General features: G+C 33.8%; 22 protein-coding genes. 1 reads left to right on the top strand and 21 read right to left on the bottom strand.

Features of this window, described 5'->3' with window-relative positions; genetic code table 11:
- Positions 1-6 precede the first annotated feature (6 nt).
- The 21 genes from AC2A1G_RS19110 to AC2A1G_RS19010 all read right to left on the bottom strand — a co-directional run bounded on the left by AC2A1G_RS19110 (position 7) and on the right by AC2A1G_RS19010 (position 20,760).
- Positions 7-681 (bottom strand): NAD-dependent epimerase/dehydratase family protein, encoded by a 675-nt coding sequence (locus tag AC2A1G_RS19110; RefSeq protein WP_484048471.1) that lies wholly within the window; start codon positions 679-681, stop codon positions 7-9.
- A 24-nt stretch (positions 682-705) separates the two neighbouring features.
- Positions 706-1,638: a glycosyltransferase family 2 protein gene (locus AC2A1G_RS19105; RefSeq protein ID WP_484048470.1), complete on the bottom strand. Its 933-nt coding sequence runs from the start codon at positions 1,636-1,638 to the stop codon at positions 706-708.
- A 15-nt stretch (positions 1,639-1,653) separates the two neighbouring features.
- Positions 1,654-2,595, bottom strand: a complete 942-nt coding sequence (locus AC2A1G_RS19100) for a glycosyltransferase (protein ID WP_484048469.1) — start codon at positions 2,593-2,595, stop codon at positions 1,654-1,656.
- On the bottom strand, positions 2,592-3,422 hold the full coding sequence (locus AC2A1G_RS19095; RefSeq protein WP_484048468.1) for a glycosyltransferase family 2 protein: 831 nt from the start codon (positions 3,420-3,422) through the stop codon (positions 2,592-2,594). The genes AC2A1G_RS19100 and AC2A1G_RS19095 overlap by 4 nt, the downstream gene beginning before the upstream one ends.
- 87 nt (positions 3,423-3,509) lie before the next feature.
- Complete coding sequence (locus AC2A1G_RS19090) at positions 3,510-4,544, bottom strand: acyltransferase family protein (protein WP_484048467.1); 1,035 nt, start codon at positions 4,542-4,544, stop codon at positions 3,510-3,512.
- Positions 4,545-4,984: 440 nt separating this feature from the next.
- Complete coding sequence (locus tag AC2A1G_RS19085) at positions 4,985-5,185, bottom strand: hypothetical protein (RefSeq protein WP_484048466.1); 201 nt, start codon at positions 5,183-5,185, stop codon at positions 4,985-4,987.
- Between the two features lie 310 nt (positions 5,186-5,495).
- Positions 5,496-6,374, bottom strand: a complete 879-nt coding sequence (locus AC2A1G_RS19080; RefSeq protein ID WP_484048465.1) for a glycosyltransferase family 2 protein — start codon at positions 6,372-6,374, stop codon at positions 5,496-5,498.
- 10 nt (positions 6,375-6,384) lie between these two features.
- Complete coding sequence (locus AC2A1G_RS19075) at positions 6,385-7,401, bottom strand: hypothetical protein (protein ID WP_484048464.1); 1,017 nt, start codon at positions 7,399-7,401, stop codon at positions 6,385-6,387.
- A 1-nt stretch (position 7,402) separates the two neighbouring features.
- Positions 7,403-8,329: a glycosyltransferase gene (locus AC2A1G_RS19070; RefSeq protein ID WP_484048463.1), complete on the bottom strand. Its 927-nt coding sequence runs from the start codon at positions 8,327-8,329 to the stop codon at positions 7,403-7,405.
- Between the two features lie 11 nt (positions 8,330-8,340).
- Positions 8,341-9,426 (bottom strand): glycoside hydrolase family 99-like domain-containing protein, encoded by a 1,086-nt coding sequence (locus AC2A1G_RS19065; protein ID WP_484048462.1) that lies wholly within the window; start codon positions 9,424-9,426, stop codon positions 8,341-8,343.
- Positions 9,426-10,169, bottom strand: coding sequence for a glycosyltransferase family 2 protein (locus AC2A1G_RS19060; RefSeq protein ID WP_484048461.1), 744 nt, complete (start codon positions 10,167-10,169; stop codon positions 9,426-9,428). Before AC2A1G_RS19060 ends, AC2A1G_RS19065 begins: the two co-directional genes overlap by 1 nt.
- Positions 10,170-10,326: 157 nt before the next feature.
- The gene (locus AC2A1G_RS19055; protein WP_484048460.1) at positions 10,327-11,085 is read right to left on the bottom strand and encodes an FkbM family methyltransferase; all 759 of its coding nucleotides are present in this window, start codon (positions 11,083-11,085) and stop codon (positions 10,327-10,329) included.
- A gap of 76 nt (positions 11,086-11,161) precedes the next feature.
- On the bottom strand, positions 11,162-11,830 hold the full coding sequence (locus AC2A1G_RS19050) for a class I SAM-dependent methyltransferase (RefSeq protein WP_484048459.1): 669 nt from the start codon (positions 11,828-11,830) through the stop codon (positions 11,162-11,164).
- 18 nt (positions 11,831-11,848) lie between these two features.
- Positions 11,849-13,096, bottom strand: coding sequence for an ABC transporter ATP-binding protein (locus tag AC2A1G_RS19045; protein ID WP_484048458.1), 1,248 nt, complete (start codon positions 13,094-13,096; stop codon positions 11,849-11,851).
- A gap of 140 nt (positions 13,097-13,236) precedes the next feature.
- Complete coding sequence (locus tag AC2A1G_RS19040) at positions 13,237-14,094, bottom strand: ABC transporter permease (RefSeq protein ID WP_484048457.1); 858 nt, start codon at positions 14,092-14,094, stop codon at positions 13,237-13,239.
- Positions 14,095-14,205: 111 nt separating this feature from the next.
- Positions 14,206-15,066, bottom strand: coding sequence for a glucose-1-phosphate thymidylyltransferase RfbA (gene rfbA / locus AC2A1G_RS19035; RefSeq protein WP_484048456.1), 861 nt, complete (start codon positions 15,064-15,066; stop codon positions 14,206-14,208).
- 12 nt (positions 15,067-15,078) lie between these two features.
- Entirely contained in the window at positions 15,079-15,498 is a 420-nt protein-coding gene (locus AC2A1G_RS19030) for a GxxExxY protein (RefSeq protein WP_484048455.1), read from the bottom strand.
- A gap of 29 nt (positions 15,499-15,527) precedes the next feature.
- Positions 15,528-16,610 carry a dTDP-glucose 4,6-dehydratase gene (gene rfbB / locus AC2A1G_RS19025; RefSeq protein ID WP_484048454.1) on the bottom strand — a complete coding sequence of 361 codons (1,083 nt, stop codon included), beginning with the start codon at positions 16,608-16,610 and terminating at the stop codon, positions 15,528-15,530.
- Positions 16,611-16,931: 321 nt separating this feature from the next.
- Positions 16,932-18,242: a UDP-glucose dehydrogenase family protein gene (locus AC2A1G_RS19020; RefSeq protein WP_484048453.1), complete on the bottom strand. Its 1,311-nt coding sequence runs from the start codon at positions 18,240-18,242 to the stop codon at positions 16,932-16,934.
- Between the two features lie 230 nt (positions 18,243-18,472).
- A complete protein-coding gene (locus tag AC2A1G_RS19015) occupies positions 18,473-20,113 on the bottom strand; it encodes a hypothetical protein (protein ID WP_484048452.1) in 1,641 nt (546 codons plus the stop codon).
- Positions 20,110-20,760, bottom strand: a complete 651-nt coding sequence (locus AC2A1G_RS19010) for a hypothetical protein (protein ID WP_484048451.1) — start codon at positions 20,758-20,760, stop codon at positions 20,110-20,112. Before AC2A1G_RS19010 ends, AC2A1G_RS19015 begins: the two co-directional genes overlap by 4 nt.
- Before the next feature lie 271 nt (positions 20,761-21,031).
- On the opposite strand from AC2A1G_RS19010, the gene AC2A1G_RS19005 reads away from it, so the two are divergent.
- Positions 21,032-21,436: a helix-turn-helix domain-containing protein gene (locus AC2A1G_RS19005; RefSeq protein WP_484048450.1), complete on the top strand. Its 405-nt coding sequence runs from the start codon at positions 21,032-21,034 to the stop codon at positions 21,434-21,436.
- Positions 21,437-21,584: the final 148 nt, after the last annotated feature.

Below are 21,584 nucleotides of genomic sequence, written 5' to 3'. Positions count from 1 at the left end.
TGTCTTTTATTGCGAAATGTATTTTCGGGTTACTTTTTCCAGGTATTCTTTTGGAGATTGATGTCTGAAAAAATTGTGCACAACGGCTTCAAAATCTACCATATAAAAACAGCCTTCTTCTACGGTCTCATAAACTGCAGTCATGTTTGTTTGTGATTCCAGGGAGGCAATCATTTCTTTTAAACTGTAGGCGTGCGGATATGAAAGGCTAATGGTTTGATTATTAAGTTCTGGCAGATATAGATTTAAAAACTGAGGAATATCTTCAATATCGATAAGGATTCTTTTTGCTTTAGAATGAATACTAAAAAGCTCTTTGTGAAGGATTTTAGTTTTTAAAAAATTAAATAATGTGTTAGGATTACCTCCTTTTCCGATTATATTTCCTATTCTGATAATTAAATAGCTATCGCTACTTCTTTTTATATATTCTTCAATATCAAGTTTATGCAATACGTAAGGGCTCTGTAGTTTTGAATGATCATGGATACTTAAAGTTGAAAAGTATACCATCTTCTTCTCAGGATGTTTTTCCAGATTATTTTTCAGAAGATTAAATTCTCTTTCAAACTCTTCGTTTCTGGTTTCCAAAGAATTTGAGACTCCTGAAGCAAAGAAAAGGATGTCTTCAGCGTCAATGTTTTTAAGAGAATTTGCAATAAGTCCTGAGCCTATGATCATTTTTGTGTTTTAGATTAAAAAAGATTATACAAAGTTATGGTTTTGTTTTTTATAATTAAATTTTTGTATTACCGTGTGTTTTGTCCATTTGAGCAGAGAATAGAGCTTTAAGGGATGAATGGTAAACTTGGCAAATATATTTGAATAGCAGTAGCCTATGGCGGCACGATAAAATTGAGTTTTTGTCATTACAGTTGAGTAAGACATTAAAGTATAGTAAAAGTACATATTGAGCCGGTTTTTACTATACTCTTTACCATGTTTTCTGATATAAGGTACTATCGCAAAATCTTTTTTCATATCCTCATAACGTACATTTTTAGAGAGACTTGCAGAAAACTGTCTGTAGGTACTCAATACATCAGGTAGCACTTTTACTTTGCCAAAACATCCGGCCAATAGGTATAGGCAGCGATCTGCTGAAATGATGTTTGCAGGAAAACCTTCTTTCAGAATTTCTTTTCTGAAAAAAAATGTCGAGGTCTGAAAAATCATTGGATCTGTAAGGTTTTTACTGGAAAGCTCTTTGCCTAAATGTGATGAAAACCTGTGGCTTTCTCTTTTGGTATCCTCATAGATAACTAGTGAGTCTCCTCCTACTGCAGAAAAATTCGGGTGGCTCTCAAGAAAATCAAACTGTTTTTGGAGCTTGAGCGGATCCAGAAAATAATCATCACCGTCTAAAACGGCTATGTACTTTCCGCATGCTTTCTCAAAAGAAAACAAGGTGTTTTTTACATACCCCAAATTCGGAATATTCTTAAAGTATTGTATTTTGCTGCCCAGAGGATGTCCGTTTTGTACTTCAGCAACTTGTTGTTCGGTACCATCCGGAGAGTTGTCGTTGCATACAATAATTTCAAAACTTCCGCTAAAGTTCTGCTCAAGAATACTTTCAAGACATTGCTTAATGTATTTTTCGTGATTATAGGTGGTGATGCAGATGCTTACGTCCATATTTCGAGGTGCTTTTTAGTATTTAAACAGATCTGTAAAATGTAAATCTAAATATTGATGACGAATACACTGCAGTATATATTTTTTTCTTTCTAAAAATGAGAGAGTCAGCAAATACCTATTTCTGTTTTCAATAAAAATCCGGTAAAGAGATGTTTTCTGGACATCCTCATCCGGATATAGCTGTTTATATTTTTTGATGGCTAAAATTGACGGTCCAACAATTCTGTGAAAATCAGACTGTACTTTAGCTTCTGTCTTTTTTTCAGGATCTTTAAAAGCTTCACGAAGACCGCAAACCTGCTCTTCATGCTGACGGTACTGGGATAGTCTTGCCGGGATAAAGCCCAAAACGCCTTTAGCGGAAAGTTTCTGAGCGATAAAATAATCATGGGCAATCTCAAAATTATTCAACTGATACTTCATTAAGGCCGACTGTCTCATGGCTAATGCACAACCCAGCACAAAACTTCCTAAGACCTGCTGCTGGATAAAGAGGGTTTCGCTTTTAATATTCTCAGTTACAAATTCGTAGGAGATTTGCTTCCAGTTAAGGTATGATGGCTCCAGCGTTTTTTGGTTGTAGTCTATAAGTTCAAGATCATTAAAAACTCCGTCGTAATGTGGATGATCAAGGAAAAAATTTTTGGTAGACTCAATTTTATTTTCACTCCAAATATCATCCTGATCGCTGGTGATAATTACATCCTTTGTACAGGAATAGATTGCTTTTTCAAAATTTTTGAAATAACCCAGATTTTTCTCATTAACAAGAATCTTAAACAGATCGGGATTCTGCAAATCATAATGCTCCAGAATTTCCATAGTGCGGTCTGTAGAGCCGTCATCACAGATTACAATCTCATCTGCTTTCACGGTTTGCGAAAGAATACTGTCCAGTTGTTCGGCGAGATATTTTTCTCCGTTATAGGTACAGATGGCTATGGATATGGTCATCGTCTGAAGAATTTAAAAATTTTGTCAATAATTCTGTATCTTTTGCTGTTCAATTTTTTTTTTAGGTTTTGATTTTCCGCATACAGTTTTTCATTTTTTCTGTATAATGTCTGAAAACTTCCCAGCTGATGAGTGAAAAATGCTATATGTTTTTTATAAATAATATTTTTTGAGAATAGCACTTTTGCACTTGCATCTGCGGATTTTAAATCCTTGATCATTGAAGCTTCTTTAATTCTGTAGTAAAAGCAGATTTCCGGTATTTTATACACTTTGTCGCCGTTTTTCAGAATTGATATCCAAAAATCCCAGTCTTCCCAACCAAAGACTAAATTTACATCATATCCTTTGGCCTCCACCCAATATTCTTTTTTAAAAAAAGCTGTACAAAAAATAATATTCTCTACAGCTAACGCTTCTGTACTATAGTCCTGAAGTATAAGTTTGCCGCTTTCGCTACCGAATTTTTCTGCTTCACAGTATATAACTTTATACTCTCTGTTGAATTGTTTTGAGGCAAGTTCTAAGTATTTGCTGCTTATTTTGTCGTCCGCATCCAGAGGCAGAATCCATTCTCCATTTGCTATTTCAATACCGAAATTTCGGGCAGATGACAATCCTCCGTTTTCTTTTTTTAAATATTTAAAACGTGAGTCTTTATTTGTCCATTTTTTAGCACCTTCTTCAGTGTTATCCGGCGAGCCATCATTAACAATGATACATTCCCAGTTTTGGTAGGTTTGATTGAGCACAGACTGCAGACATTCGTCAAGATACTGCGCTTGATTGTAGCAGGGAACGATGATGGAGATTAAAGGCTGGTTCATACCGTGTTTTTCGTTGCAAATATAGTTAAAAATCTAGCAGTTATATGACTTGATTTAGTGTGTTCGTCCTACATTTCACAAAGATTATTATCGTATAAAATTTTTATATTTTAACATTCTTTCCTCTACATAATTCCATGACAGATACGCAAATATATAGGTTAACGGAATGCTTACTAAGGTAAGTTGTAAGGGTGTCAAAATAAAAAAGTTCATAAGAGATTGCTGAATGATAAAACCATATATGTAGACACCATACGAAATGTCTCCTATATTTTTGCTCAGTGTATTAATAGGTTTAGTAGATAGAGAACCAACTAGTAAAACTAATATGGGCAATACAAACGGAGAAATATATTGGTAAATATTGAGGATTAACGAAAACAATATAGTTATAAAGAGTACAATTCTTATTGTAAGCATATTAATTTTTTTTAGATCAAAAAAAGTTAAAAAACTTCCTGCTATAAAGCAATAAGCGAGTCTGTAAAATTCAGATGAGCGCAGAGATATTATATGGAAATACTCATTAAAAAATGAACTTTGAAAAAGCTTTAAGTAGTATAATATAATACAGAGCGTTCCTAAAATAAAACAGGAAACCATTTTCTTCCGTACAAAAAAAAGAAATGAAAGAACTATATACATCGTAAACTCGTAACTTAAAGACCAAAGACTACCGTTAATTGCATTTGGATATGGATTGTTTTTAAAAACTCCAGGAATCATATATTTTACTCCATAAAGAGAAAGGCACCCTACTGCATACTCCCAATATCCTTTAATAGTTGATGTTAGGTGATTGCCCATATAGAGAAAAGGAAAAAGGAATAATGTAAAAACCATCAGTACAATGAGAGCAGGATAGAGACGCAAAAGACGTTTCCAAAAATATCCGAACCATGTTTTACTTCGCTTAAGACTTTCAAAAATAAAATATCCGCTGAGGATAAAAAAACAGTCTACAGCAAGACTCCCGAAATCTAACTGCCCTTTAGTGTAAATCATTAAAATCTCTGTATTTCCTGTAAGAGGATACGAGTGTGAGAAAATAACTGCTGAGGCGAGCAGAAGTCTGATGAAATCAAAATTATTATTACGGTCAATCAAATTTTTGTTCATGGTATAGTACTTAGGCTTTATTAGTTTTTGTTTGACAATGAGCAAATGTCTTTAATGCTTCCGTATAATATTTTCTGCTACGATTCAATTATTATATCTAAAATATTTTTTTAATGTGTAAATCAATGTTTACATCATACCATGTTTTTAACGGCCAAAGATATTAAAAATCTAACATAGAAGCGGAGTGTTACAATGTTTTAACCTCTTGTACGGTTTGATATTAAATGTCTATCCCAACGTAAAAGGGCTTTGGGAATCCAGGCAAGGGGAGTAGCCTTATTGATTGAGGGGTTGAATCCGGTTTTGAAGTAGGCATACCCCTTTCGAAGGGACTATTCCCAGTAAGGAAATGGGGTGACGGTACTTTTGAAAAGGGGTGCCACCCTTTAGTAGTGGGCAAAGGGACTTCACAAATAGATGGAAAGGTGTTTTGAGATTTACCAAAAAACTGCCTCAGAATTCTGAGGCAGTGTGTATGAGATTTGTTGATTTAGAATATAATCTTCTTTTTCGTTTTCATCTTCATTGTTCTCCTTCTTGGCTTTAGGATCCATAATAGTTCCTGTGGAGGGATTGATGAAAAACTGCTGCATATCTTCATGAAGAAATGCAGTTCCGGGTACATTTTCTCCAGACAAATATTTTACATTTCTGTAAAACGGGATAATTGTCGTGATACAAAAGCGTCTTTGTATCCGAAAGCTGTTCCATTACAGAAGACTACCATTGAAATAAAAAAAACGTGATGTAAATCACTTTTTGAGGTTTATTTTATTGTGTTAAGTATATGTTTTTTAGTGTTTTTTTGAGCTCGTAGAGTGGTTGTGATGTCGGTTTTTTTCCACATATTATTTTATGGAATAATTACTGAGAAAAATATGCAGAAAATCTGCATGTGAAATTTTTTTATAAAGACAGTAATTTTGGTTAACTGACAGTTTGATGAGTTTAAAGTTCATCATAGTTTTTAAAAAGACCCAGCCATTTGCCTAATTTCAGCCATTTTGAATTTTTAAGTCTGTTTCTAAAAGCAATATGTAATATGTTTTTATTTTTTTCGTTATCAAACAGCTTTCTGTCGGCGTATTGTTTTATAAACAGTTGTTCTATGTTGAGGTTTCGGCGTTCTGCCATTTTGATCATGACTACCCAATGCCAAAACAATGCTTTTTCTGAATTTTGGTTAGTTGAAATTCCGCCATCGTGAATTCGATAGAGGTAAAGATTTTCGTTAACATGTATTACAGGTGCAATCTCGCAAATTTTCATATACCAGTCTTTATCTTCAGCAATTTTTAAAAAAGGGTCAATACCAGAGGTTTGTAAGTAGATATTTTTTTTAAAGGTTACGAAATGTGAAATTTCACCTTTAAAATTGTAATAGTCTTCATTAAGTTGTGAGATTTGTTTTGCCTGATGTGCATACTGAGGATTTAAAAATTCATCACAGAATGTGAAATTGGAATAAACCAACCCAACGTCAGGGTTTTTCATATGTTTATCTAAAATGATTTCTAATGTCTGAGGCTCTATGGCATCATCAGGATCTAAAAAGCCACATATCTCTGAATTGGCGTACTCTATTAATTTACGCTTTGTAAAGCCAACACCTCTGTTCTCTTTGTTTTGGTGAACTTTGAAACGGGAATCATCCTTAATTAATGCATTAATCAATTCCAGAGAATTATCGGTAGAACAGTCATCTAAAACCACAACCTCCCAATCTGATATTGTTTGTGCAATAATACTGTTGTAACAGTCTTGAAAGAATCTGCCGTTGTTGTAATTGGCGATTAAAAAGGTGAATTTCGGAAGTGAATTTTGCATCTGCGTCAGTTTAAATTTTTTTTATCAATCTTATCAGTTTATTCTTTATCCTTTCCTTAAGGCTGATTCTAATATTTTTAATATCAGTTTCTTGTTTAGGTACCTTATCCAAATCTCTTTTGAAGTTTTCAAAATTATTACTTCTTAGCTGTTCCCGATAATCATTGTAGATTTTCTGTACAATCTCATTATTAGGGAATTCTGAAAATGGTAATCCAGGGATAATGTTAATCAGGTCAAAAAATCTGAATCTTGCAAAATGAAAAAATACTAATTCTGTGTTTCCATTTATTATGTAATTTTCCTTAATATTTTTGGATATAATTCTTTCATTGTCGATATTCCAGTATGCAACATTATAGCCTAAGTCTTGAAGAATACACAAACTGTCTTTAAATAGAATCGGTACTAAATTTAACCATGTCTGGTCGCAGTATAAACCCCTTGGATAGTCAATAATACAGTGGTTTTCCAGCATTCTTTTCCACCACTGAATAAATTTTTGTCCTTCCTGATTTTTCTTTATTGCAAAAAAACCAGCGTTGAACGTACCATAAGTAAGAAATGATATATTTTTTGAAACCTCATCTTTAAAAGGAGCGGGCAGAGTAATGTGAGGTGTTAAAATAATTGACGATGAAGGATCATGTGTATTTTCAAGCAGCGTTAATACCGTAGTCAGCTTTGAAAACAGATAAATATCGGCATCAAAATATAAAACTGAATCTATGTCGACATTATTAAAAAAAAATTCTGAGTAGTATGGCTTTAATGCACATGCCATGGAAAAATCATCATATTTCTGTCTTAATTCATCGTAAATATTTTTGTTCAGTTGATCAGGATGAATAAAAGAGTAAGAGGATGGATACATATCATTATTGCTTAGGTCAATAAGTTCTCCAGGTTTACTGAATAAGCATATCGAGAATTTAATCTCTGGATGTATTTCTTTGAAGCTATCTGCAATTGTTTTAGCCTGTGGGAGATAGTTTGCACTGATGATTGTGAATGCTGTAGCTGCCATGCTATTGATGTAACTTTTTAGATAAGAATGATTTAATAAGATACTTTCTGTACGTCACAGGAAATGTTTTTATTAGAGCAAAATTTTTAAAAGAATTAAAAATGTTTATTTTATGTAGAAAATCAGCTAGTATCCATTGATGTTTTTCGGCTTTCCAATGAACGTCATAATTGTCTTTGATATAATCTAAATTTATAAAATATTCTTTATACCGATTTCTCTCTTCTTCCATACTTTTCTTACTCCTTGTGGTATTAGGATGTTGTCTAAATAAATTCAGTGGTTTAGCATGAAAATAGAGATTGCCTTTTTCCAATAATTTGATCCAGAAAAGCCAATCTCCGGCATATTTCATTTCGCTGATCTTATCGAAAATGCTAAAATCTAAAGATTCTTTTTTAAACAATACGGCACTTGCATTTGGTATTGTATTTTTCCAAAATAAAAATTGTGCTATTTCTGATTTTCCATCATTATAAAAACTGCTGTGCCAATCTCGCGGACCTATATCATAAGCCCAATCCAATAAGCCAATCTCTTTAGAATTTTCATTTATTAATACAGAAGCTGAATATGCTAGCGTAATATTTTTGTAAACGGATATTTGGTTAAGTAACTCTTCCAAAAATGTTGGTTTAGCTATATCATCACTTTCTGCCAGCCAAATCCATTGTCCCGAAGCAAGACTTAATCCTTTTTTCCACTGTTTAAAAGTGCTGCCAGAGTTTTTTTCGTTGAACAATATATGAGTTACATTTTGATGACCTCTGTATTTTTCAATAATTTCTCTGCTACCGTCTGTAGAGCAATCATCAAGAATAATAATCTCAAGATTTTGATATGTTTGCTGCAATACCGAATCTATCCTTTCATTTAAAAAAGAAGCATGATTGTAGTTTGGAATAATTACAGAGATTAGTGGAGGCATTTAAATTTATGTTAATCTTTTGTAATGGTAGAAAAAATGCTTTTAGTCTTCTCTAAATATTGGGTTCCCCATTTCATGTCAGGTTCCAAATGATTCCCTTCAGCCCATTCATTCCATGCGTTTATAAAAATAAACTTGTTATCAGTTTTTACTTTTTTGTAAGTTTCAACGATATATTTTAACCAATCAGCATAAATTTCGGGTGTAGAGTCATGAAAAATTGTAGCACTTTCACGTCTTCTGGCGCTGTTATCCCACCCTGGTGTAATGCAGGGATAATTATTTTCAGATATCTGCAGATGCTTTTTTGCATTTGCTGTATAATCGGCGTAATTGTAAACCGTATGATCTACAAAAGGAAGTTTTTTATTAAGATATTTTGCTTTTATTGAATCAAGTTTAGAGTGCTCAAATCTGGGAGGGGTAATTCCAAAATTGGGTTCGAAATTAACTACTGCATCAAAAATATTTTCGTGATCTACAAAAGAAAAATTGTTCATATATCCTATGTACAGTTCCATTCCAAATTCTATATTTGCAATATCTCTCCATCTTTCAACTGTCTCTTTAGCGTTGGGAAGTAATGATGGTCTATAGAGCACAAAGAATGGCTTGTCTTCTACTCTAATGTAACGTTTGTCAGAAAAAACATTTTTACAAAGGAAACGAATGTGCTCAATGTCATCTTCAGCTGAGTATTTTTGTTCAATTAAAACCTCTTGGTCTAAACCATCCCATCTTCTGGTCCAGTTTTCATTAGCCCAACAATACATGAATGGGAAATCTTCTCGTTTGTTTTCAAGAATTCTATCTAATGAATTACGCATCAGACGCAGTCCATTAAACCAATAATGATAGTAGCAAAAGCCATATATCCCATACTCTTTTGCCATTTCTATTTGTGCTATTCTGGCTTCTTCCAATCTGAGATCATAGAATCCTAAATCACTTGGTAGGTGTGGTTGATAATGGTTTTCAAAGTAAGGTATCGCTTTTGATACGTTAGTCCATTCTGTAAAGCCTTTTCCCCACCATTTGTCATTTTCATGAAAAGGGTGGAACTGAGGAAGATGGATAGCAATGGCTCTAATGTTCATTATTTGTAGATTCTTTTAAGTAAAATGAATAAAAACTCTCTCATTGAAGAGTTCTGCTTTAAATAAGATAGTGGTAAAGCTTGATAGCCATATTTTAGAAGGAGTTTTATGCGGTTTTTTGCGAATAATTGATCAGTTAGAGAATCACTTAGGCCTCCTTCTGCATAATTTGCAACAACCACATCCACATATTTTTTCTTTATTTTTCTATTAAAAAAAATTTGAATATTGAATGCATAATCAGCTAAGATTTTATAATGCAAATCATACAATCCAAATTTTTTGAAAATAGAATTACTATAGAAAATTGCCTGATGACCAATATTTTGAGTAATCATTTTCTCAGGAGTGAAAATGCCATCATATTTCTCTCCGTATTTTTTAGAATTGATATTACCATACACAAATTCTACTTCCTTATCTAATCTAATAGCTTCAGAAATGACCTGTAATGTAGTTTCATCAAATAAGGTATCGTCACTTCCTAAAAAATATAACCATTTGCCCGAACTTTTACTAATTCCTTTGTTCATTGCATCATATACACCGTCATCTTTTTCAGAAAATACTTTTATTTTAGGATGAGCAAAAGATTGTATGATATCCAGAGTTTTATCCTTGGAATTACCATCCATAATCAATACTTCGAAATCACTGAAAATTTGTGATAACACACTATTTAAAGTTTGCGAAATGGTATCTTCGGAATTATATGTTGGTATTATTATAGAGAAAAAAGACATAATTAATTACTTTCAGCTGAATTAGACCACTCGTCTGCAAGAGATACTTATTTTAGACAATTTTGCATAGATTATAAAATATTTTCAGATAAAATCTGAAAGTAATATTTATATTCAAGTATGAGTAAATTTTTAGAATTGATATTCTAAAAAAAGTTTAGAAATTATTTAATTTTTTTATAAAGATAGCATCAGCTTGTAAAACCTTATTGTTTATGGGTGAATAAAGCTGATCATAATTTCCCACATATTCAAACCCTAAATTCTGTATTTTTTCGTAAATCGTTTGAAATCTTGGTTGACCTTCGTATAAATCGTAAAAAGAGACTTCGGAAATAATCATTGCGGCATTTGCTATTATATTCATTCCTCCATCAATAACTTTATCTTCAAATCCCTGTACATCTAATTTAATTAAGTAAGGAGTTATGAGATTGGCGCTAGACAAAACATCATCTAGTCTTTCAATATTAATTTCAATAGGTGTTTCTTTTCTTGCAAAATCAAAATGATTTTTATGCTCCGTCATTTTTAATATAGATGAACTGTCTGAGTATTCATTCAAATTAAATTGCATGGTTCCGTTACTATCCCCTAAAGCCAAATTATATGATTCGAAGTTTTTATCATTTTTAAAATTTTCCAATAATTTTTGATAAACATCCGGGATTGGTTCGAATGAAATAATCTTTGCTTCCGGAAAGACCTTTCTTATTTTCTGAGCAAATTGTCCAGTATTCGCTCCAATATCAATAATTGTTTTAAAATCATATTCTTTCAACCACTGATGATTTTGTTGGAATATTTTTTCCTGTTGCTCAGCAGCTGCCAGCTCTCTTAAACGATTGTCATCAGGATTGGGAGCAGGATTATTTTTGATGTTGAGTATTTTTTTTACTATTTTTTTTATGATCATCAGTGTTACTCTTTATATGTTTGGTTTGTATCTGAGGGTCGTTTTTAGCAATCAAAGCAGCTTATCAGTAAATATGTTACTTAAAAAGTGACTTAAAAGCTTCCCATTTAGATTGTTTTACATAAATAATCTCTGGTTTTTTCTCTTCAAATGTAAATCTTTGACTAAATTTTTTCTGCCAGTCCTTATTTATTAATGGTTTAACGTCTTGAGGAACAGACATAATAACGTCGTCTTGGATTGTTGTAAAGTTATTTGGGAAAAGGTCTTTTAAGTTCGCAAATACTTCATCAATTAATGGCCAGTCTTCGGCATTATGAGGTGGTGGTAATGGACCTAAAAAACATCTTGCGTCATCAATAAAAATGATAGGATCTTCTAAGTCTTTTAATGCTCTAAGTTCATCCAATAATGGGCATTCAGCATCTTTTCCGCCGCCTCCCATGCACCAGTGACCATCAAGCCAGAAAAAAGCTCTTCCATTAATCTTCGGTGCAAGATCTTTTAAAGCATATTTACTGTCTCCTACAATAAATTGGATGTTTTTGGGGCAGTCTGGATTTGATGCTGTTTTTTTACTTATTTCTTCATCAATTTCGATGGTATAAACATTCTTAAAATGTTCTGCTGCCCAAAATGCAGTGCCTCCCATAAAAGTTCCAGTTTCCACAAAATTTTTGATATCAACTTTTCTGATTATTTCTAATACTATATCTTTTGGTATAGAAAAATTTATTATTCCCATTGTTATATTCTATAAATATTATGATTCGCTCCACTTACAATCTAAAAACACACAGCCGTAGTCTAAGCCTTCGTACGATTGCATAGTAGATCCTGTTTCTTCTATAGTGAAATTTACAACATCTTCCATAGCAAAGTATATGGCTCCATTGGGCTCTCGCAATGCGACAGTAATTTTATATGTGTTTGGTACTAAAATTCCCTTTGGTATTTGACAGATAATTTCCTTTTCATCAAACTTTGTGTCAAAATCAGAAAGATTAATTTGTGTTGAAAATACATTTCGTTCTCTTTGGTCCGAAACTCTTAAGCCTAATATGCATTTATTTTGCTTTTTTTTATCTAAATTAATTTTGAATTGTACTGCAATTGCTTCAGTAAAATTAAAGCTGTTCTTTTTATCTTTATTATGGTCAATTAAAGCAATTTCTTTTATTGTATTTTGCCCTAACTTATTAACGAAGACTCCTGTAGCAGATGATCCCATTGCTATGTATGAATCTATAGAATCTTTAATCAGACCATTATGTACAACTTTGCCGTTTTCCAATACTATTCCTTTGTTACAAAGTGTATTTACAGCTGCCAAGTTATGACTTACAAACAAAATCGTTCTCCCTTCTCCCTTCGTCACATCACCCATTTTCCCCAAACATTTTTTCTGAAACTCTGCATCTCCTACCGCTAAAACCTCATCTACAATCAGAATTTCAGATTCTAAGTGAGCGGCAACAGCAAAAGCAAGACGCACATACATTCCCGAAGAGTATCTTTTTACAGGCGTGTCAATATATCTTTCCACACCTGAGAAATCTACAATCTCATCAAATTTTCTTTTGATTTCTTTTTGAGACATTCCTAAAATTGCTCCGTTCAGAAAAACGTTCTCGCGGCCGCTCATTTCCGGATGAAAACCTGTGCCTACTTCCAATAAGGAAGCAATTCTGCCCTTGGTGTATATTTTTCCGGTAGTCGGCTGGGTAACTTTGCTTAAGATTTTCAGCAGTGTAGATTTTCCGGCACCATTCCGGCCGATAATACCCACGGCATCTCCCTGTTCTATTTCAAAGTTAATATCACGCAACGACCACACGTAATCCGAAGATCCTTTTGATGTCCTGTCATTGGCTTCACCAATTTTGAGGTAGGGATCTTCTTTGCCCCGTACTTTGTGCCAGAAACGGTTGAGGTCATGGGTAATCGTTCCCGTTCCTACCTGCCCGAGTCTGTACTGTTTTGATATGTTTTCTGCTTTTAACGCAAGCATAGTTTTTTAGATTTTAGATTTAAAATTCAAGATTTAAAATTCATAGAGTAAAAAAAAGTGGTTGAAGAGTATAATGATGTTTTGTTAATTTTTACTGCCCATAATTCATTACTCATTACCCATCATTCATTACCTACAATTTAAACCGTGTCTATAAATGATTTTTCAGATTTATTGAAAATGATAAGACCGCAGAATAATATGAAGATGATAAAGGTAAAACTGATCAGCAGTCTGGCCATATTAAAATCTCCTGAACCAATGAAGCCATATTTAAAACATTCAAATATCGGTGTCAGAGGATTGAGATCTGCGATAAAACCGTAGCCGCCTAATTTCTGTTTCACTAAAGTTGTCGGTAATATTACGGGAGTAAACCACATAAATAAACTCACGCCAAAACCTAAGAGAAGCGATAGATCTCTGTATTTGGTAGTAAGTGACGAAAAAATCATTCCAAGACCCAAAGAGAATATTGCCAGGAAAATAATAAGTACAGGAGAGAAAAGTGCCCAGTAATTAGGCTGTACTTCACCTTTGTAGATAAAATATCCCAATACACCGAAAAACAAAACCAGCTGAATGCTTAAGCGCATAAAGCTTGAGATAATGGTGGAAATGGGCGTAACCAGTCTCGGGAAATATACCTTTCCGAAGATTCCTGCGTTACCTGTGAAAACACCGGACACACTTAGCATCGTAGTGCTGAAGTAGCCCCACAGTGTGTTTCCTGCCAAATAGAACAGAACAGGCGGAATACCATCGGTTGGTAAGCTTGCGATGTTTCCAAAGACAAGTGTGAAAACTATGGTCGTTAAAATTGGGTTGATAAAAAACCAGAGTGGTCCTAAGATTGTCTGTTTAAATGAGGATATAAAATCTCTTTTCACAAACATAAAAACGAGGTCCCGGTATTGCCAGACTTCTCTTAAATTAAGCCGGAATAAAGAATCCTTTGATTCAATTACATCTGTCCACTGTTGTTGTGGTTCATTCATTAGAGGGAATTTTTGTTGCAAATTTAGGTATTAAGAGCGAAGTATAAAATTAAAAAACTAAACTCTCTTCTTTAAATCTTTATTAATCAGTGCTTTTGTGTCGTATGTGTTTTAGCGGATCAGCTTCTTCAGATACTCACCATAACCGCTTTTACCATATTTTACTGCTGTTTCCAAAAGTTTTTCTTCATTAATGAATCCGTTTCTGAAAGCAATTTCTTCAATACATCCGATTTTGAAATCCTGTCTTTTTTCGATGACTCTTACGAACTCTGAGGCGTCGTTTAAAGAATCAAAAGTTCCTGTGTCTAGCCATGCTGTTCCTCTATCGAGTACGCCTACTTCCAGTTTTCCTTTGCTGAGGTACACATTGTTCACATCGGTGATTTCCAGTTCGCCTCTTGGGGATGGCTGGATGTTTTTGGCAATTTCCACTACTTCGTTATCGTAGAAATACAATCCCGGAACAGCGTAATTAGATTTAGGGTGAGCAGGTTTTTCTTCAATAGAAACAGCTTTTAAATTTCCATCAAATTCTACAACGCCATATCTTTCGGGATCGGCAACGTGGTATGCGAAAACAACGCCTCCATCGGGATTGGTTTTGTTTTTAAGCAATGTTCCCATTTCGGATCCGTAGAAAATATTATCTCCCAAAACCAATGCTGCGGCATCATTTCCGATAAACTGTTCGCCAAGGATGAAAGCCTGCGCTAAGCCGTCAGGACTGGGCTGAACTACATATTCTATATTACAGCCAATCTGCGAACCGTCACCTAAAAGTTTGATAAAACCCGCCTGATCGTGCGGTGTAGTGATAATTAAAATATCTTTAATCCCCGCCAACAACAAAGTGGATAGTGGATAGTAAATCATTGGCTTATCGTAAACCGGCATCAGTTGCTTGCTTACGGCGATGGTAAGAGGGTAGAGTCTGGTTCCGGAACCTCCGGCTAATATTATTCCCTTCATTTTTAATACGTATTACACGAATTTTATCGAATTACACGAAGTTTCGTTTTGGTTAAAAATTATTATTCTTTTGTGTTTTAAAGATTTTTCACCAAAATTGATGAGTAAACCTAATTTTTTATGAGTTGCTTTCAGATAGTTTAATGTCTGTTTAGTGAAATTGTCGTGAAGAAATGATACAGATTTTATCTCTAAAATAATATCATCATAACAAACAAAGTCAGCTTTGTATTTTTTATCTAATTTCTCGCCGTTGAAAAATAAATCAAGCTTTACTTCCCGTTGATGAGGAATATTATTTTTAATAAATTCCTTTTCCAATAACTCTGCATAAACTGCTTCCAAAAAACCGAATCCCATATTGGAATGAATATTCATACAAATTCCGATAATCTTATAACTTTCTTCCTTATATATGATTTTATCATCCATTCGTTCGAGAAATTCGTTAGAAATTCGTGTTAATTGGTATATTGCGAAGCATAATATTTTTGATAATCACCGGATGTAACATTCTCCAGCCATTCGTTGTTTTCCAAAAACCAGTCAATAGTTTTTCCTAAACCTTGCTCGAATGTTACCGATGGTTTCCAGCCTAAATCTTTATTTAATTTGGTAGCATCAATGGCATAACGCTTATCATGGCCTGGTCTGTCTTTAACGTAAGTAATCAGTTTTTCTGAATGTCCTGCAGGATTTCCCAGCTTTTCATCCATTTGCTTGATTAATTCTTTTACCAAATCAATATTCTGCCACTCGTTGAAACCTCCGATGTTGTAGGTTTCTCCGGTTTTAGATTCATTAAAAATTTGGTGAATAGCTTTGGCGTGATCGATAACGAACAACCAGTCTCTTGTATATTTTCCGTCACCGTAGATTGGTAAAGGTTTTTCATTAATAATATTTGAAATACAAAGCGGAATCAGTTTTTCAGGGAAATGATTCGGGCCATAATTATTCGAACAGTTGGAAAGGATGAATGGCATTCCATATGTGTTTCCATAAGCTCTTACCAAATGGTCTGAAGCTGCTTTTGATGCAGAATAAGGAGATTGCGGATCATAAGGCGTTGTTTCTAAAAAGAATCCTGTTTCCCCCAAACTTCCATACACTTCGTCTGTGGAAACGTGGTAGAAAAGGTTCTTTCTGGGCTCATTCGGAAATCTTCCGTGGGTGTGATCCGGGTTTAAAGTCCAGAATTCAATGCAAAGATTCAATAAATTTGCTGTACCGTTTACGTTTGTATTGATGAATGCATTTGGGTCTGTGATACTTCGGTCTACATGAGATTCAGCCGCTAAATGTACTACTGCATCCGGATTATATTTTTCAAAAACCTTTCTTAACTCTTCAGGTTTAGTAATATCTGCTTTTTCGAAAACATAATTAGGCTCATTTTCGATATCTTTTAGATTTTCAAGATTTCCGGCGTACGTTAAAGCATCAAGATTGATGATGGTTGATTCCGGATTATTCTTTACAAACTCTCTTACAACGTGTGATCCGATAAAACCGGCTCCTCCGGTGATGATAATGTTTTTCATGTTTGTACGCTTTTTTACAGGGCTTCACCTGCCTGTTTTATATAGAACCTTTCGGGTTCTAAAAATTGTTTAATCTTCTGTTTTCCATAGGTTTTACCTACGGCTACTGATGTTAAACCCTGCCGGGTTCTAAAAATTGTTTAATCTTCTGGTTTCCATAGGTTTCACCTACGGCTACTGATATTGAACCCTGCGAGGTTCTAATTGTTTAATGCAATTCTCAACAGCTAAGGAGTCAAGCAACTCTATGGTTTCATCAAAAATATTCGTCTCTCCATTCTCTGCATTCACCCTGGCTCTTTTTACTTTTGCCTTGGCTCTTTAACCAACAGTCTTTCTACCTATAGATTTATAGAAGAAACCATTCTGCTCAGGGATTTCCAGAGGGAACATATTTCTACCGTCGAAAATTACTTTATTGTTCATTTTCTTAGCCATCAAACTGAAATTAGGATTTTTAAATTCAGGCCATTCTGTTGCGATAAATAAGGCGTCTGCACTTTCCAATGCATCATACATGGTGTTGGCGTAAGATATTTTGTCACCCAAAAGCTTTTTTACATTGTCTTCTGCGATTAGATCGTAAGCCACGATTTCAGCACCTTTTTCCAGAAGGAGTTTTATATTGTCTAAAGAAGAAGCTTCTCTGATGTCGTCTGTGTTGGCTTTAAAAGCAAGTCCCCACATCGCAATTTTCTTTCCTTGAAGGTTTCCTCCGAAATATTTTTCAATTTCAGATACCAAAATTACTTTCTGTGAAGTATTTACATTTTCGGTAGCCTCTAAAATCTGGAAATTGAATCCATCATCTTTCCCAGATTTAATCAAAGCCTTCACGTCTTTAGGAAAACAGCTTCCGCCATATCCGATTCCGGGGAAAAGAAAACGGTGCCCAATTCGATCGTCGCTACCCATACCAAGTCTTACTTTGTCTACATCGGCACCTACTTTCTCGCAGTAGTTGGCGATTTCATTCATAAAAGTAATTTTTACCGCTAAAAATGAGTTGGATGCGTATTTCGTCAGTTCAGATGATTTCTCATCCATAAAAATAATAGGAATTCCGGTATTGGTAAACGGCTGATAGATTTGAGCCATAATGTCTTTCGCTTTGTCTGAGCTGGATCCTACAACCACTCTTGCGGGGTTCATAGAGTCTTCTACCGCAAAGCCTTCACGCAAAAATTCAGGGTTGGATACTACGTCAAAGCTGATATTTGTTTTTATAGAAATGGTTTCTCTCACTTTATCAGCTGTACCCACGGGAACGGTACTTTTATTTACGATAACTTTATATTCCGTCATCATTTCACCAATATCATTGGCTACTTTCAAAACATAAGAAAGATCGGCAGAGCCGTCTTCACCCGGTGGAGTAGGCAGTGCAAGGTAAATTACCTCGCTTTTATCCATAGCTTCCTTTAGATTGGTAGTGAAAAACAGCCTTTCAGACTGAATGTTTCTCAGGAACATTTCTTCAAGATTCGGCTCGTAGATTGGGACGATGCCCTTCTTCATGCCTTCTACTTTATTTTCATCGATATCTACACAGTACACCGAGTTTCCCAGTTCTGCAAGTGTGGTTCCGGTAACCAAACCTACATACCCTGTTCCTACTATCGTAATATTCAAAATTGTATGTTTTTTAATAAATTTCCCACAAAAATACTAAAAATTGTAGAACGGTCTTTTAAATTAGTAATAAGTTAATCATGTTCATTTGTAATTTTATTGCTAAAACTTCTACTACAGATATTATAGATTGTTTAGTTTCTTATTTGTGAATGAGAGATTCAGATTATAGTAAGTTCTTTTAAAAATATCTGTTATGCAGTTACCGTAAAAATTAAAATCTGTTTTGTCTATTGCTTATTATCATAATTTGCCTCAAAATCATCTAATAATTTATTTCCAATTACACTTTTCTTGAGTTCATTCATAAGCTTTTTCACAATCATTATCATTTGATCTGCTTTATCCTTATTGATTTTTGCTAGCTGATGATGTATTGTCATATGATAATCAACAAATTGGAAAGGATCTGTAAAAAACTGCTCAAGCAGATAGTCATACTTGAGTATCTCTTTATCGGCGTAGATACACAGCTGCCACAGTGATTTGCTGGGTAAGTAATTTGGCAAATAGTAGGTTTTTACAAATATGAAGGTTCTGCAAAAAGACAGGAAGAATTGAGAGAATATATTAGGTATTCCCTGGTAGTTTCCTGTATAGCCTTCCAATAATCTTTTAAATTGCAAGGCACTTTCAAGGGCAATCTTATAGTGAAAATACAGGTCATTGTGTTGTGGGTGATGGGGCATTTGCCAATGCGGTTCTGGATGATATTCATCGGTGGAATAGACAAGATATTTAGCCTGCATGATAAAGGCAAAGAAACTCTGGTATTGATAAAGATTCTTTTGGATCCAATATCGGTTATGACTGATGAGCAAAAAGCCATATTTTTCACCAAAGATACTCTTCAAAGACTGATTGACAGATTTCAGTTTCTCATTGTTTAAATTACTCCCTACCAAAAGTAAATAGTAGGTTGTTATTTCTCCATATACTGTCTGATGAAAACTATAGATCTGTTCTAATTCTGTAAAAGTCAGAATTTTATTGACAGCCTGTTCAAGTATTAAATCTTTCGGATACTCTTTTGGAAAAATTATATTTTGCTCGGCATTGCAAATCTTCTCACATTGGTTTTTAATCAGATATTTCAATTCATGTAAACGGACTTCGATCAATGTAAACAGTGAATCCTCAATATTACGTAATGATGCGAACATTTCCGTATCGTAAATTATATCATCTCCTTCAATTGCCTTTTTTGCTTTGGTGAATAGTTCAGTAATGAAAAATTCTTGCTGATTTTTTCTCACAAAATAGGATTTAAGTTGCGGAATGTAAATGATTAAATTATTTATTCTTTGATTCAGATCAATATTACTCGTCCTGTTTCCCGTGTACAGGTCTTCCAGATATTCAAGATCGTATTCAATAATTTCTTCAAAAAAAGTAAAAACACTGTTATATGAATCCTCCGAAATAAGCCTTTCACTCTGCGTCCGACGAATCTCGTGATCGTGGTGAAAAGCGTCTTCATAACGGTTGAATTTCTTCTTGTATTTTTTCCAAATCCTATCTATCAAAATTGATGATCTTAAGTCTTCATTTTGATAGATTATTGAAGATCGCTGGCAATGGTACTCTATGAAAGGATGACCTTTTGACAATTGATATTCTAATCTTGAATAATCAATGAAATAAAAGTAAACATCATACTGATCTCTATATTCTTTCACCCATCTTCTTGAACGCAATTTCGCTACATCTGCAAATTTATTGAGCTCAATCAAAATGTGTGATCGAGTTGATTGCTTTTCTTTCTTATAGATTACCTGACCGATGGAATAATCCCTAACAATTTGCTCTAGTGTATTTTCAATAAACTCATTGGCGAGAATTGAAAAAAGAGATTTATTTGGTGTTTTCATAGCTGAAGGTTTTTAGATTCAAAACCACTATCATGATAAATAAAGATAGCCTCAATAAATAAACGAACCAAGGCAAACCACACCATCATATCAATATGTTCATCCATTTCGGGATCGTTGTCAAATCCTATGGTCTGTTTTAAAACAAAATCAGGATCTTTCACTTTTTCCTGATACTTCTCAAAATAATCAATTCCAACAATTGATAATGTCAGAAGAAACAATTCATTGATACATTTCTCAGAAGTAGTTGAATTGATAATATACTGAGCACTATTAAAATTATCCACTTCATTTGTTGCGGATTTGGATTCGACGGAATTATTTGATTTGTCATCGAAATAAAAATGAATGAGCAGTAATATGCAGGACATCAATCCTACCGTCTTGATATCCTGCCTGCTTGCATCTTTGATCTCAATCTTTCCTGATAGCAATTTCTTTAATTTGTATTCTTTAATCAAATCCGGATAGCTATCGAGCAGTCCTGTAAGTCTGGGATTATTCAGTTGATCAAGTAATCTAAATATCCCAATTTCAAGATCTTTTCCTTGAGAATTCTGAACCATAATATTTAATGCGATTTCAGCTTGTTCTTTTGTTTGTACAAGTTGTTTCTCTTTACTAAAGGGTGTGTTATTTTTCATATTAATAATTTTATCTTTAGTAAAGTTGAAAAAGGGATAAGAGATATTCTATTCAGATAAAGGATATATTATGCAGAATTCGTAGTTACTTCAACAATGTCATTAAAATTGATGGTCTACTTGATCTTCTTACCTGGGTGAATAACCTATGTCTATTGGGAATAAAATATCCGTTGAAAAAGATATTTTACAGTATAATTTTTTAACTTTACAATTTAGACATTAACAGAAATGGCTTTATCTTTAAGCCTTTAAAATTTTGATAATCGCTATGGAACAGAAAATACATCAGGGAAGAAACGTGAAACGCTTTAGAGAAATGCTTGGAATCAAGCAGGAAGCTTTGGCTTTTGACTTGGGCGAAGAATGGAATCAAAAGAAAATTTCTTTGTTAGAGCAAAAGGATATTATAGAAGATGACCTGTTGAAAGCAATTTCAAATGCTCTTAAAATCCCTGTAGAGGCTTTTCAGAATTTTGATGAACAAGCTGCAATAAATATTATTGCTAACACTATTACCAATAATGATAATGGCGCTGTTTATAATCATAATCCAGTATTTCAACCTATTGATAAATTAATGCAATTGCACGAAGAAAAAATTGCTTTGTATGAAAGAATGCTGAAAGAGAAGGATGAAATGATTGATAGGCTTGAAAAGCTTATCAACAAATAAAATATTAGTAATTCGGGATAATTACTTTTTCATTTTCATAGTAAAGGCTCAATTGTAAATTGAGCCTTGTCATTTCGTAATTATAATATCAGAAAATAACATTTTGTAAAATTTGGTAAAAATCCAAACTTGCCTTGCGCAAAGATTT

Source organism: Chryseobacterium sp. HNCC26DJ240, assembly GCF_057180485.1.
This window is presented reverse-complemented; position numbering and strand designations above follow the sequence as displayed.

Bases quoted from the DNA above. Each gene is read 5' to 3' on its own strand.
- AC2A1G_RS19110 (WP_484048471.1), bottom strand. From the start codon at position 681: ATGATCATAGGCTCAGGACTTATTGCAAATTCTCTTAAAAACATTGAC.
- AC2A1G_RS19105 (WP_484048470.1), bottom strand. From the start codon at position 1,638: ATGGACGTAAGCATCTGCATCACCACCTATAATCACGAAAAATACATT.
- AC2A1G_RS19100 (WP_484048469.1), bottom strand. From the start codon at position 2,595: ATGACCATATCCATAGCCATCTGTACCTATAACGGAGAAAAATATCTC.
- AC2A1G_RS19095 (WP_484048468.1), bottom strand. From the start codon at position 3,422: ATGAACCAGCCTTTAATCTCCATCATCGTTCCCTGCTACAATCAAGCG.
- AC2A1G_RS19090 (WP_484048467.1), bottom strand. From the start codon at position 4,544: ATGAACAAAAATTTGATTGACCGTAATAATAATTTTGATTTCATCAGA.
- AC2A1G_RS19080 (WP_484048465.1), bottom strand. From the start codon at position 6,374: ATGCAAAATTCACTTCCGAAATTCACCTTTTTAATCGCCAATTACAAC.
- AC2A1G_RS19075 (WP_484048464.1), bottom strand. From the start codon at position 7,401: ATGGCAGCTACAGCATTCACAATCATCAGTGCAAACTATCTCCCACAG.
- AC2A1G_RS19070 (WP_484048463.1), bottom strand. From the start codon at position 8,329: ATGCCTCCACTAATCTCTGTAATTATTCCAAACTACAATCATGCTTCT.
- AC2A1G_RS19065 (WP_484048462.1), bottom strand. From the start codon at position 9,426: ATGAACATTAGAGCCATTGCTATCCATCTTCCTCAGTTCCACCCTTTT.
- AC2A1G_RS19060 (WP_484048461.1), bottom strand. From the start codon at position 10,169: ATGTCTTTTTTCTCTATAATAATACCAACATATAATTCCGAAGATACC.
- AC2A1G_RS19055 (WP_484048460.1), bottom strand. From the start codon at position 11,085: ATGATCATAAAAAAAATAGTAAAAAAAATACTCAACATCAAAAATAAT.
- AC2A1G_RS19050 (WP_484048459.1), bottom strand. From the start codon at position 11,830: ATGGGAATAATAAATTTTTCTATACCAAAAGATATAGTATTAGAAATA.
- AC2A1G_RS19045 (WP_484048458.1), bottom strand. From the start codon at position 13,096: ATGCTTGCGTTAAAAGCAGAAAACATATCAAAACAGTACAGACTCGGG.
- AC2A1G_RS19040 (WP_484048457.1), bottom strand. From the start codon at position 14,094: ATGAATGAACCACAACAACAGTGGACAGATGTAATTGAATCAAAGGAT.
- rfbA (WP_484048456.1), bottom strand. From the start codon at position 15,066: ATGAAGGGAATAATATTAGCCGGAGGTTCCGGAACCAGACTCTACCCT.
- AC2A1G_RS19030 (WP_484048455.1), bottom strand. From the start codon at position 15,498: ATGGATGATAAAATCATATATAAGGAAGAAAGTTATAAGATTATCGGA.
- rfbB (WP_484048454.1), bottom strand. From the start codon at position 16,610: ATGAAAAACATTATCATCACCGGAGGAGCCGGTTTTATCGGATCACAC.
- AC2A1G_RS19015 (WP_484048452.1), bottom strand. From the start codon at position 20,113: ATGAAAACACCAAATAAATCTCTTTTTTCAATTCTCGCCAATGAGTTT.
- AC2A1G_RS19010 (WP_484048451.1), bottom strand. From the start codon at position 20,760: ATGAAAAATAACACACCCTTTAGTAAAGAGAAACAACTTGTACAAACA.
- AC2A1G_RS19005 (WP_484048450.1), top strand. From the start codon at position 21,032: ATGGAACAGAAAATACATCAGGGAAGAAACGTGAAACGCTTTAGAGAA.